General features: G+C 70.3%; 9 protein-coding genes, 1 tRNA gene and 3 pseudogenes. 5 read left to right on the forward strand and 8 right to left on the reverse strand.

The window, feature by feature from the left end:
- Positions 1–411: 411 nt before the first annotated feature.
- Positions 412–606, reverse strand: a complete 195-nt coding sequence (locus JNW87_RS26050; protein WP_109801732.1) for a DUF1737 domain-containing protein — start codon at positions 604–606, stop codon at positions 412–414.
- Positions 607–850: 244 nt separating this feature from the next.
- On the opposite strand from JNW87_RS26050, the gene sigJ reads away from it, so the two are divergent.
- Together sigJ and JNW87_RS26060 are read left to right on the forward strand one after the other, a co-directional pair.
- The gene (gene sigJ / locus JNW87_RS26055; protein WP_109801731.1) at positions 851–1,795 is read left to right on the forward strand and encodes an RNA polymerase sigma factor SigJ; all 945 of its coding nucleotides are present in this window, start codon (positions 851–853) and stop codon (positions 1,793–1,795) included.
- Between the two features lie 93 nt (positions 1,796–1,888).
- Positions 1,889–3,028, forward strand: a pseudogene (locus JNW87_RS26060) (NAD(P)/FAD-dependent oxidoreductase); the annotation flags it as partial.
- 576 nt (positions 3,029–3,604) lie between these two features.
- Here the strand turns inward: JNW87_RS26060 and JNW87_RS26065 are convergent.
- The 5 genes and pseudogenes from JNW87_RS26065 to JNW87_RS26085 all read right to left on the reverse strand — a co-directional run bounded on the left by JNW87_RS26065 (position 3,605) and on the right by JNW87_RS26085 (position 6,656).
- Positions 3,605–4,051, reverse strand: a complete 447-nt coding sequence (locus JNW87_RS26065; RefSeq protein WP_109801741.1) for a nucleotidyltransferase domain-containing protein — start codon at positions 4,049–4,051, stop codon at positions 3,605–3,607.
- 324 nt (positions 4,052–4,375) lie between these two features.
- Entirely contained in the window at positions 4,376–4,618 is a 243-nt protein-coding gene (locus tag JNW87_RS26070; protein WP_109801729.1) for a hypothetical protein, read from the reverse strand.
- A gap of 80 nt (positions 4,619–4,698) precedes the next feature.
- The gene (locus JNW87_RS26075) at positions 4,699–4,887 is read right to left on the reverse strand and encodes a hypothetical protein (protein ID WP_201749618.1); all 189 of its coding nucleotides are present in this window, start codon (positions 4,885–4,887) and stop codon (positions 4,699–4,701) included.
- An 18-nt stretch (positions 4,888–4,905) separates the two neighbouring features.
- Positions 4,906–5,294: pseudogene (locus tag JNW87_RS26080) on the reverse strand (transposase); the annotation flags it as partial.
- A gap of 48 nt (positions 5,295–5,342) precedes the next feature.
- Positions 5,343–6,656: an ISL3 family transposase gene (locus JNW87_RS26085; RefSeq protein ID WP_109801727.1), complete on the reverse strand. Its 1,314-nt coding sequence runs from the start codon at positions 6,654–6,656 to the stop codon at positions 5,343–5,345.
- A 310-nt stretch (positions 6,657–6,966) separates the two neighbouring features.
- Here JNW87_RS26085 and JNW87_RS26090 point away from each other — a divergent pair, with 310 nt between their 5' ends.
- Together JNW87_RS26090 and JNW87_RS26095 are read left to right on the forward strand one after the other, a co-directional pair.
- On the forward strand, positions 6,967–8,229 hold the full coding sequence (locus JNW87_RS26090) for a low temperature requirement protein A (RefSeq protein WP_236647773.1): 1,263 nt from the start codon (positions 6,967–6,969) through the stop codon (positions 8,227–8,229).
- Positions 8,230–8,244: 15 nt separating this feature from the next.
- Complete coding sequence (locus tag JNW87_RS26095) at positions 8,245–8,565, forward strand: tyrosine-type recombinase/integrase (RefSeq protein WP_109801725.1); 321 nt, start codon at positions 8,245–8,247, stop codon at positions 8,563–8,565.
- 95 nt (positions 8,566–8,660) lie between these two features.
- Here JNW87_RS26095 and JNW87_RS26100 read toward each other — a convergent pair.
- A tRNA-Thr gene (locus JNW87_RS26100) sits at positions 8,661–8,737 on the reverse strand.
- A gap of 132 nt (positions 8,738–8,869) precedes the next feature.
- On the opposite strand from JNW87_RS26100, the gene JNW87_RS26105 reads away from it, so the two are divergent.
- Entirely contained in the window at positions 8,870–10,606 is a 1,737-nt protein-coding gene (locus tag JNW87_RS26105; RefSeq protein ID WP_109801724.1) for a metallophosphoesterase, read from the forward strand.
- A 33-nt stretch (positions 10,607–10,639) separates the two neighbouring features.
- Here JNW87_RS26105 and JNW87_RS26110 read toward each other — a convergent pair.
- Positions 10,640–11,478: pseudogene (locus JNW87_RS26110) on the reverse strand (stage 0 sporulation family protein).
- Between the last annotated feature and the right edge of the window lie 269 nt (positions 11,479–11,747).

Below are 11,747 nucleotides of genomic sequence, written 5' to 3' on the forward strand. Positions count from 1 at the left end.
GCCAAGGTGGAGCGCCCTACCGGACGAACGACCTTGGCCCCGTCCGGGGAGAGGCGGGTAGCCCTTGTGGTGTCCGGCGAGGTGATCCCCGGCGGCATCTCTGAGGAGGGCCGGGGTTCGGGGCGGAGCCCCGAGGTCTTCGTGCTCCTTGTCGTCCGTCAGCGTGGCCGGCCGCCCGGCCGATGCCGGCCGGAGGTCGCCAGCAGGCCGGGGCCGGGCCGGCGCGCCCGCTTTGCGGGCCGCCTTGATCTGTTAGAGCGCAATTCGGCAACGCAATGCGGTCTGAGTCCTCCGTCGACCGATACGCAACGCTCGTCCGCCAACTGATCTGCGACACAGTCGGCGCGCGGAACGCGACAATTCAGTGTGTCGGGGCGCCGAGCCGAGGCTCCTGGCAGGTGTCGTGAGCGCTCACTCCTCTGCGTTGCTCGGCCAGACAAGAGCCTGTGCGACGATCACTCGCTCCCCGTTGAAGGTAAGTGCCGGGCCGCCATAGAGGTGGAACCCGATGCCAAGGGCCTCACTGACCCGACGGCAGAACGTCTCGTCGTCAGGTCCGGTCAGGACGCGGTAGCGCGGCAGGCCATCGGGTGGCTGGTCGATCATGGCGCAAGCCTGCCAGATGAACTTGGGACTCCTTGCGAACGACCCGGTCAGCGGCCAGATCCGGATGTCGGATCAGAGGCCGAACGCTGCTCGGCAGGTGTCCATGCCGGGGCGCGAATGAAAACCCCGAGATCGACTCGATCACCGCGAGCTACTGCGTCCGCGAAGTCGGATAGCGGGTCGAACGGCGAAGGGTCCATCGCTGCGGAGCCCGCATCGCGCCGCACGGGCTAGATTCGGGATCATGCCCTTGACCGCGAACGACGTCGACCGGTTCGAGGCCTCCAGGCACCGCCTGGAGGCCATCGCCTACCGCCTCCTCGGCTCCGCTGGGGAGGCCGAGGACGCCGTGCAGGAGACGTTCCTGCGCTGGCAGGCCGCCGACGTCGACCGCATCGAGGTCCCCGAGGCCTGGCTTACGAAGGTGCTCACCAACCTGTGCCTCAACCAGCTCACCTCCGCGCGGGCACGGCGCGAGACCTATGTGGGCCAATGGCTTCCCGAGCCGCTGCTCGCCGGGGACCCGATGCTCGGCCCGGCCGACACCGCCGAGCAGCGCGAATCGGTCTCGTACGCGGTCCTCACCCTCATGGAGCGCCTCTCCCCCAACGAGCGGGCGGTGTACGTGCTGCGGGAGGCCTTCGACTACCCGCACCGGGAGATCGCCGTGATCCTCGACATCACCGAGGCCGCCAGCCAGCAGATCTTCCGTCGCGCGAAGAAGCACGTCGCGGACGGCAGGGCCCGCACCGAGATCGACGAGGCCGCCGCCCGGCGGATAGTCGAGGAGTTCCTCGCGGCCGCCACCAGCGGCCAGACCGAGCCGCTCGTGCGGCTGCTCACCGAGGACGCGATATCGATCGGCGACGGCGGCGGGAAGGTCCCGGCCCGCGCCAAGGCGTTCGAGGGCGCCCTCGCGGTCGCGAAGTTCCTGTGGGGCCTGTTCAAACCCGGCGAGGCCAAGCGCGCCATGGTCGGCGGCGCGCCGGAGGTCTACGCCTGGACCGCCAACGGCGACCCGGCCGTCGTGGCGGTCGTCGACGGCCGGGTCGTCGGCGTCATGTGCCTGGAGGTCACGGCCGAGGGCATCGCCGCGTTCCGCAACCAGGTCAACCCCGACAAGTTGGAGCGCGCGACCGAGCGGTTCGCGGCCTCCGACCACGGGGAACCGCTGTTCAATGCCTTCTGACCCCCGTGTGACGTGCTTCACATGACGTTCCTGTCAGGAAACGGCGGGCCGCCCGGTTCAAGTAGCGAACCCGCGTCAGACAGGAGTACGGAAATGCAGCACCGCATCATCGTCCTCGGAGCCGGATACACCGGAGCCATCGCCGCCGGCCGCCTCGCCAAGCGGCTGCACCGCGAGGACGTCGCCATCACCCTCGTCAACGCCGAACCCGACTTCGTGGAGCGGGTCCGGATGCACCAGCTGGCGGTCGGCCAGGACCTCAAGCCCCGGCCCTTCAGCGAGATGTTCGCGGGCACCGGCGTCGAACTGAAGCTCGCGAAGGTCACCGGCGTCGACGTCGACCGCAAGACCGTCGCCGTCATCGACGCGACCGGCGCCGAGGAGCTGGAGTACGACACCCTCGTGTACGCCCTCGGCAGCGGCTGGAACGCCCGAGGCGTCCCCGGCACCGCCGAGCACGCCCATGAGATCGCCAGCCGCCCCGGAGCGCTCCGGCTGCGCGAGCGCCTGGCCCGCCTGGAGGCCGGGCGGACCGTGACCGTCGTCGGCGGCGGCCTCACCGGCCTGGAGGCCGCGACCGAGATCGCCGAAGCCCGCCCGGATCTCGACGTCGCCCTCGCCGCCCGCGGCGGCCTCGGCGACTGGCTCTCGCCCAAGGGCCGCGGGCACCTGCGGAAGGTCTTCGACAAGCTCGGCATCACCGTGCACGAGCACGCCGCCGTCACCGGCGTCGAAGCCGACCGCGTCACCACCGCCGACGGCAAGGCCATCCCGGCCGCGGTCACCGTGTGGACCACCGGCTTCGCGGTCCACCCGATCGCGAAGGCGACCGCCCTGGAGGTCACCGGCGCCGGCCAGATCGTGGTCGACGGGACCATGCGCTCGGTCTCGCACCCCGACGTTTACGCCGTCGGCGACGCGGCCTACGCGATGGGACCGGGCAACAAGCCGCTGCGGATGTCGTGCGCCTCGGGCACCCCGGTCGCGTGGCAGGCCGCCGACGCGATCGCCGCGCGCCTGACCGGCGGGAAGCTCCCGAACATGCCGATCCGCTACTTCAACCAGTGCATCTCGCTGGGCCGCAAGGAAGGCGTGATCCAGTACGTCACCGCCGACGACCGCACCGTCCGGGCGGCACTGACCGGACGGCTCGCCGCCGTCTACAAGGAACTGGTCTGCAAGGGCGCCGCCTGGGGCGTCGCGAACCCGACGCTCGGGATGCCGACCCGGCGCGCCGCGTCGCGCGGGAGCGGTCCACGGCGGGCTCGGCCGTCAAGGCGCTGGCCTAGTGCACGCGGCGACGCGGGCGCCCTCGATGCGAGGGCGCCCGCTTCGCTGTCGGTCTAGGCGGCGACGATCGCCGGGTGGAGGTCCTCGGCCGAGGGCTCCCAGGCGGTGCACGGCCTGGACCTCGCCGAGCATCCGCAACAGGTCCTGAGCGGCGATGTCCTGGGCGCCGCAGGCACGTGCCCACGCGTACAGGTCGGCGGGGGCCGGCATCTGGCGGCCCAACGTCAAGGCGGTGCCGCGGATGCTCGGGCACGCCCCGGCGTCGACGACGCTTGACGTGTACGCACGTCTGTTCGGTGATGACCTGGACGCGGTCGCCAACCGGCTGGACGGGGCGGCCGCGGCTCGGGACAAGGACCATCTAAGGACTCGGCCCGCCAGCGGCGACGTGATCAACCTCGGGAAACGGCGAAGCCCAGGCCGTTGACCTGGGCTTCTGTACCGAGCCGCCTGACGGAATCGAACCGTCGACCTACGCATTACGAGTCGGCCCCCCGACGCTGGTCTACCGCCTGGTTCTCATGTCAGGGGTGATGCCGGGTCCGTGGTCGTTCGCTCATGCTCGCCGGTTTGGCTGCTCGCTTGGCTGCTCGTGCAGCACGCCGCCGACAACGCGGCCAGCGCACCTGCCGGATCGTGCACGATGCTGTGGCCGTCACTGATGACCCGGCGGGTTCCTGAGTCGACCGGGTCAGTGTCTGCCCAGCTCACCGGGACGACGCCCATCTCGACCTCAAGCCCTGATGGGCGCCGGACACGGACTTCCCTGAGCGGCCCCCACTCCTGCAACCGGACGACCTCACCACCGAGCAGACCCGTCCAGACGCCCGCCTCCGCATAACGCGCGTTGTCCGCAAGGACCACGATGTCGACGTCGGAGTCCATCCGCGCGGCCCCGCGTGCCCAAGAGCCCACGACCACCACCCCACGGACGTCCTCGCGCTCAGCCGCCCACCCGGTCACCATGCCGACCACCGAGCGAACTTCCCGGGACCGCTCCTCCGTCACCACGCGGCCGAGTCTGACAGATACCTATGGAAGCATCCCCCCGCAGTCACTGCCGCGCGAAGGAACCAGGCTGACTTCTTCGGTGTGAACGCCGATGCACCTCGTAGTCTGCTGTCATCGGTTGTCGCTGGTACGTGGCGCGACCTCACTGAGGCGGCAGGAGGCCAACCACCGGGCGCGTTGAATAGCTGGGCCGCGGTCGCACCGTGACGGATAGGCGGCCTTGCGGGCGCGTGCACGATCACGTGGTCGCCCTGGCCGGTCGATGTGACGGACAGCGGCTTACTGCTCGTCGTTGTGGCAGTTCGAGGGAGGATCATCGCCGGCCACGATGAAGTCTTGGCACGCAAGGAAGCGGCTATTGAAATGGCCGACGAGGAAGCCGGTCAACGCCACAATGGCGACGATCACCACCAAGGTGACCTTCAGGCCACGGCCCGGCAGGGTGAAGTAGTTGGGCGCGAGTAACCGGACGATGATGGCCGCGACGAACGGCAGAACGGCGATGGCCGCGACCTCCAGCACGAGCGCAACGGTATGTTCAACGGCGCTGTGAGGGTGCCCCACGACGAGTCCTAGTGTCGCGTGTCTGAAGTGATTTGACGCTATCGCTTCAGCGCCCGATATCGCTTGAGTAGGGCCGTGATCTTGTCTGGGTTGGCTTCGCCGTTGAGTTCGGTGAGGAGGTCGTCGGGGCAGAGTTGGTAGAGGTCACCCCACCACCTGCGGGCTTTGTTGTCCCAGACTCGGTACCCGCCAGGCACTCCGCGCGCCACGTAGCGCCGTCGGCTCATGCCGTGTTCCCTGCGGTGATGTCGTGGCGTGGGGGGCGTCGGTCGGCTGTGGCCAGGAGCTGATCGGCGGTCTTGGTCCAGCGAAACGGTTGGCAACGCTGGTTGTAGCCGTCGATGAACGTGCGGATGGCGCCAATCAGGTCTGGGACGCTGGTGAAGGTGCCGCGGCGGATGGCCTGACGAGTGATCCCGAAGAAGATCTCAACCATGTTCATCCACGACGCGCTGGTCGGGGTGAAATGCATGCGGATCCTCGGGTTCTTCGCCAGCCACGCCTTGACGTTCGGGTGGTTGTGGGTCGCGTAGTTGTCGGCCACGACGTGCAGCTTCACGCGTGGATGGGCCTTGGTGACCTGTTTGAGGAAGGCCAGGAACTCGGTGTTGCGGTGCCGGTCGTAGCAGGCATCCGCGCTTGGCTGCTTGGCCTCCAGCCCTGGTATACGGGCTCTTCGAAGTTAGCGGGGGTCGAGGTGTCCGCGGGCTTTGCGGGTGGTGGCGGTTCGGGTTCGTAGTCGTTGGTTGACGGGGTTACGGAAGCCGTAGGCGTCGCGGGCGATGGTCTTGATGACCCGGTTGGTGCCTTCGGAGCCGGCGTTGGTGATGCCCGTGTGCAGGAACGCGAGGATTTCCGGCCACCACGTCTCGACGGTCGTGGCCAGGCGCTGCAGTTCGGGAAGGTCGGTGTGGGCGCATCGGCGGTAGAACCGGTACAGCAGGTCGCGGACCTGCTCCCGGTCGGGGCGGGTGCGGGCGGTGGCGAGCAGGTCGAGCAGGTCCTCCTTGGCGTGCCACGCGGCGGTGATCGGTGCGCCGATCGCTGCCGGCAGGCCGGCGAGTTCGTCGAGGAGAGCGTCGACGTGTTCGCCGCGCATTCGGGCGGCGGAGCGGGTGAGCCGGTTGCGCAGTTCCCACTCGCGGTTGCCCTTGCGGCCGCGCCGGCCCCGCTGGCGCACGGTGACGCGGCGGCGGACCTCGGTGAGGGTCTGGTTCGCCAGCTGCGTTAGGTGGAAGTGGTCCACCACGAGGGTGGCCTGCGGCAGGGCCCGGCGGACCGCGGACTTGAAGATCGTGCACATGTCGATAGCGACGAACCGGACCGCGTCGCGCCAGGTCTGGTCACGTGCGGTCAGCCAGTCGATCACCGCCTGGGCGGTGCGACCCTCGACCTGCCCGAGCAGGCCCTGCCCGCCGGACAGATCCACGAACCCGACGTGCCAGCGGTCCACCACGCTCTGCCAGACGCCGGTGGCCTCGTCGAGAGTCCATCTCGGCCGGCCCCGGCGGGTCTCGTCGATACCGAGTATCTGCACCGGTTCGGGCTGGGTCGGCAGTACCGCCCGGGCGTGGTCGGTGAACGCCGCCGCGACGACCGGCCAGGACACGTCGTGATCGCGGGCGGCCTGGACCACGGTACGGCCGGCGTCGGCCACCGCGGCCCCGGCCGAGGCTCGTAGCCGGGTCGTCAACCGCTTGCGCGCCGGGACGGCCGGCACCGACTCGGTGAACGAGCGACGCCGGCACGCCGGCTCGTCGCAGCGCCAGCGACGTTTGGTCCACACCAGCCGCGGCCGGCGGCCGCCAACCGGCAGGTCACGCGGCCGGGTCACCCGCCGGCCCTTGGACCGCCGCGACCGTGTGCCGCAGTCAGGGCAGTGCCGTGCCTGTTCATCAGCGGTGACCAGGTGCACCACCGGCCCGTCGGGGTCGCCGGCGACCCCGACCACGGCCAGGCCGTCAAGGCCCAGCAGCCGCCTCGTATCGTTAACCACGCCCGTAGCTCTTCTGTTGTGATCATCTTGCTTCGACAACAACATGATCTACGAGAGCTACGGGCATCTATCAGCAGGCCCCACAGTGGAGCCCCGCCCGGCGGTCAAACCCCCACCAAGTTCGAAGAGCCGGTATACGCCGTCGAGCACATCGACCACATCGACCAGGCTGCGCCGAGCTGCTCCCGGATCGGAACAAGGGCTTCCTTATGAGGTCGACACGTAGTGGATCACTCGCTCTGCTGCATCGTGGCAGTCGCGGTCGGTGCCCAGCGCGCCGGACTCCAGCCGGCCGCGTACCGCGGCCGCGATGCGCACCCGGGCCCAGGGGCCCGTGTGCACATGGCAGAATGCTTCAAATCTGGGGCAAAGTTGGCAGACGGGCGAGCCGATGACGACGAGCAGGGCGGCCGAACTGCTGCGAAAAGCCGGGGATCCACAGCGGGCCACGTTCCTGGAACTCTTCTTCGACCTGGTGTTTGTCCTCGCGCTCGCTCAGCTCTCGCGCGGCCTGGCCGAGGATCTCGGGTGGAGCGGCGCCCTCCGGACGCTGGTGCTGTTGGGGGCCATGTGGTGGGTCTGGTCCAGCACCGCGTGGCTAACCGACCGGACGGACCCGCAACGACCGGTGATCCAGGCCCTGGTCATCGCGACCATGGTCGGCAGCCTGGTGATGGCAGCCGCGGTGCCCGACGCATTCGGCGACACGGGCCTGATCTTCGCCGGTGCGTACGTCGCCGTCCAGCTCGGCCGCGGGCTCGTCCTCGTGGCCGTCTTGCATCGCCACGAGCTGCAGCGCCACGCCGTGCGGGGGCTGTTCTGGTACGGCCTGTCGGCGCTGCCGTGGATCGCGGGGGCGCTCGTGCACGGCACGGCGCGTGGCGCGTTGTGGGCACTCGCGGTCGTCCTTGACCACACGGCAGGCAGAATCGGCTTCCCCACCCCAGGGGCGGGCCGTACGCCCAGCCAAGACCTTGTGATCTCGGGCGAGCACCTGTCCGAGCGCTACCGGCAGTTCTTCATCATCGCGCTCGGCGAGCTGATCCTGGTTACCGGACTGGCGCTGAGCAGCAGCGGCTTCGCGCCGGACGGGGTCGCCGCGTTCGCAGTGTCGATCGCGACCACCGTGCTGCTGTGGCGGATCTACATCTACCGCGCTGGGCAAGTCCTGGCGGAAGCGATTGCCGTGTCTCCCGACCCGGTCCGCCTCGCCCGATCGGCGTCATACGCCCACCTGGCCATGGTGGCCGGCGTGGTCGTCGCCGCCGTCGGCGACGAACTCGTCATCGCCCACCCACTCGGACACACCCCACCGGCCTGGATCGCCGTCATCCTCGGCGGACCCGCGCTGTACCTGGCCGGGCGCGCCCGCTTCGAGCACGCGGTGTTCGGCCGCGTGTCCCGGTCCCGACCGATCGGCGTCCTTGCGCTGGCCGCCCTGACACCAGCGATGCACCCCCTGCCGCCAGTCGTGGTCGCCGCCGCCGCTGCCCTCGTCCTGACCGGGATCGCCATATCCGACGCAGCCCGCGCCCGCGGACGCCCGCCCGAGCCGCCGTCACCACCCGGCTAGCCGGACGTGTCACCCATGTCTTGGGACTGTTCTGTCACGCATCACCCTGGCCTGGTCTTCGCGACCAGCGTCGGCACCCCGATCCACCCACGCAACGACTGCCGCTCGTTCCGGGAGATCATCCGACAGGCCGGTCTGCGGCAGGTTCGGCTGCCCGACCTACGGCACACGGCGGCGAGCGTCCTCCTCGCCCAGGGCGTGCCTGCCCGCGTGGTCATGGAAATCCTCGGCCACTCGCAGATCAGCGTGACGCTCAACATCTACGCACACGTCGCCCCCGAGATCGCGCGGGAAGCGGCGGCACGGCTGGAGGCGGCGCTGTGGTCGAGTGAGTGACATGTTGACTGCTCGTTTGGCTGCTCGGCTCTCCAACGCCACGGAAAAGGCCCAGGTCATGATCGGCGATCTAGCCGGTGACCTGGGCCTTTCTCTGGAGCCGCCTGACGGAATCGAACCGTCGACCTACGCATTACGAGTGCGTCGCTCTAGCCGACTGAGCTAAGGCGGCAACGATCGTCAAGTGTACGGCACCCCCCGCCCCGGGCCGAACGGGATCCCCCGGACCCCGGTCCGGACATCGGGGCACGTTCGGTCGTTCGCCGGACAGCGCTCGCAGGCGGGCAGGACTACCCTGCGGCGGGTGAGCGACGATCACGTACCGGAGCAGCAGCCGATCCCCGAGGCGCACCCGGGCGAGCGGGCGGCGCGGCGGCCGCGCAGCACCGATCCGCTGGAGTTGGGCTTCGCGCCGCGCAAGCCGGTGCCGTGGTTGGCGCCGTTCCTGCTGATCAGCACCGGCATCCGTACGCTGCTGGCGATGCTCTTCGGGGCATACCTGGACAAACGGGAGCTGCAGAACGCGTTCGGCGACGGGATCTTCCGCCAGGTCGGGCCGGACGGCGGGCTCTGGCTGGACTACGTGGCCGACCTGGGCGACGGCTTCGACGCGACCTACTCGGTGGCCTACCTGCTCGCCCAGCGGGAGCTGGCGGTGGAGGGGCGCCGGCTGCCCCGGGCGCAGACCCTGGTGATGGGTGGCGACCAGGTCTATCCCTCGGCGTCCTACGCGGCGTACGAGGACCGGTGCAAGGGGCCCTACCAGGCCGCGCTGCCGGTGGCGCCGCCCGAGCGGCCCACGCTCTTCGCGGTCCCCGGCAACCACGACTGGTACGACGGCCTGACCGCCTTCCTGCGGCTCTTCGTCCGGTCCCGGGACCGGCACTTCGGCGGCTGGGGCACCGGCCAGTCCCGGTCGTACTTCGCGGTGGAGCTGCCCGGCGGCTGGTGGCTGCTCGGCCTCGACGACCAGTCCGGGTCGTACCTGGACGACCCGCAGCTCACCTACTTCGACGAGGTGGCCCGCAAGCTGACCCCGCGGTCCCGGGTGATCCTGGCGGTGCCGGCACCGACCTGGGTCAAGGCCGCGGACCACCCCACGGCGTACGACTCGATCGACTACTTCATCCGTACGATCATCGCGCCCACCGGGGCCCAGGTGCGGCTGCTGATCTCCGGCGACCTGCACCACTACGCCCGCTACACCGGCCCGGACCGGCAGCTCATCACCTGCGGTGGCGGCGGCGCCTACCTCTACCCCACGCACAAGCTGCCGGAGCGGCTGGAGGTGCCGCCGCGGGACACGCTCTCCCGCCGGGCCAGCCGCACCCGAGAGTACGACCTGGTGGCCCGCTATCCCGACAAGGACCGGTCCCGGCGGTACGGCTGGGGGATCTTCGCCCGGCTGCCGTTCCGGAACCCGGGCTTCACCACCCTGCTCGGCACGCTGCACACGCTGCTGATGCTGGCGATGGCCGGGGTCACCGCGAACCGGGTGGGCACCACGGAGCAGCGGCTGCTCAGCGTACCGCTGGTGATCATGCTGGTGGTGACGCTGCTGAGCGCGGCGTTCTTCGCCAAGGCGCCCAGCGCGGGCGGGAAACGGCATGCCCGGCATTGGATCCTCGGCGTCGGCCACGGCGTGGCGCACGTCGCGTTGGCCGCCGCGGGCACCTGGGCCTGGCTGCAACTGCCCCTGTACGACTGGCCGTGGCCGCTGCCCGCGGTCGCCGCGGCGGTCGTCTACGGTCCGGTGATCGGTCTGGTGTCCAGTCAGGTGGTGGCGCTGTACCTGCTGGTCGCCGGGGCGTTCGGCGTGAACGTCAACGAGCTCTTCGCCGGCCAGGGCATCGAGGACTCGAAGTCCTTCCTCCGGATGCGCATCGACCCCGACGGCACCCTCACCGTCTACCCCATCGCCGTGGACAAGGTTTCCCACGCCTGGCAGCTCAACCCCGACCAGTCCCCCACCGCCTCCTGGCTGACCCCGAAGACCGGCCTGACTCCCCGGCTCGCCGAACCCCCCATCACCCTCACCTGACGCCCACCCGCCCGGGGCGGGCGGGGGGTGAGGTCAAGAGGCGTAGTGCTGGTCGTGGGCCTGGCGAGGGGCGCAGACGGAGGCTCGGCTGCAGGAGCAGCGGGAGCCGTCGGCGTCCAGGCGGACCGTGACGGAGTCGCGGGGGACGCTGTGCCCGACGACCTTGCCCTCCCCCTCCGCGGTGGTGACGCGGCTGCCGATCGCCGGGGCGGACTCCTGGAACCGCTGGTAGAGCGGGTGCTCGTACTTCAGGCAGCACATCAGCCGGCCGCAGGCGCCGGAGATCCGCAGCGGGTTGAGCGGCAGGTCCTGGTCCTTGGCCATCCGGATGGTGACCGGCTCGAAGTCGTTGAGGAAGGTCGCGCAGCACAGGTCACGGCCGCAGGAGCCGATCCCGCCCTGCACCCGCGCCGAGTCCCGGGCCGAGAGCTGCCGCAGCTCGACCCGGCACCGCAGGGTCGCCCCGAGGTCACGGACCAGCGAGCGGAAGTCCACCCGGTGCGGCGCGGTGAAGTAGACGGTGGTCCGGTCGCTGCCGGTCTCCGGCGTGCCGAGCACGTGGTCGACCGCCACCACCTTCATCGGCAGCCGTGCTCCCGGATCAGTCGCTTCGCGGCGACCTTCGCCTCGGCCTTGCGCCGGCGCAGCAGTTCGTCGCGGCGCAGATCGTCCTCCTGGGCGAGCCCGGCCAGCTTGGGGAAACCGTCGGTGTCCTCGCCCACCCACTGCGCGGCCCAGACGCACTCGGCCACCTCTGGCCCGTCGTCGGTGGGCACCAGCACCCGGTCGCCCACCTGCGGGCGCAGCTCGCCCGGGTCCAGGTAGTAGAGGCGCCCGTACCGGTTGAAGCTGACCGCGCAGAGCATGCCCATCCCCTCACCCTACGACCCGGCGGCCGGTCCGGCGCGGCCGGGCGTCGCCGTCCGGTCACGGCGCGCAGCGATCCACGATCGTCGACTCGACCGAAGGGCATCCACCCCGTCGTGCCGTTGCTCCTCGCCCGGACGGCTGAATCACGACCGACACGGGGGACAAAAGGCGATTGACGGCGTTGAGTGAAGGGCAGACCTGCGGGGGGTGCAGGGAAGGCCACGGCGTCGCCGCCGGAGCCCGGCCACGCCGGCCCGGCGCGCGACGCCGT

Source organism: Micromonospora sp. ATA51, from assembly GCF_016802855.1.
GTDB classification, from domain to species: Bacteria; Actinomycetota; Actinomycetes; order Mycobacteriales; family Micromonosporaceae; genus Micromonospora; species Micromonospora sicca.

Excerpts from the sequence above, each read along its gene's own strand:
- JNW87_RS26050 (WP_109801732.1), bottom strand. The coding sequence starts at position 606 with ATGATCGACCAGCCACCCGATGGCCTGCCGCGCTACCGCGTCCTGACC.
- sigJ (WP_109801731.1), top strand. The coding sequence starts at position 851 with ATGCCCTTGACCGCGAACGACGTCGACCGGTTCGAGGCCTCCAGGCAC.
- JNW87_RS26065 (WP_109801741.1), bottom strand. The coding sequence starts at position 4,051 with ATGGTGACCGGGTGGGCGGCTGAGCGCGAGGACGTCCGTGGGGTGGTG.
- JNW87_RS26075 (WP_201749618.1), bottom strand. The coding sequence starts at position 4,887 with ATGAGCCGACGGCGCTACGTGGCGCGCGGAGTGCCTGGCGGGTACCGA.
- JNW87_RS26090 (WP_236647773.1), top strand. The coding sequence starts at position 6,967 with ATGCGCACCCGGGCCCAGGGGCCCGTGTGCACATGGCAGAATGCTTCA.
- JNW87_RS26095 (WP_109801725.1), top strand. The coding sequence starts at position 8,245 with ATGTCTTGGGACTGTTCTGTCACGCATCACCCTGGCCTGGTCTTCGCG.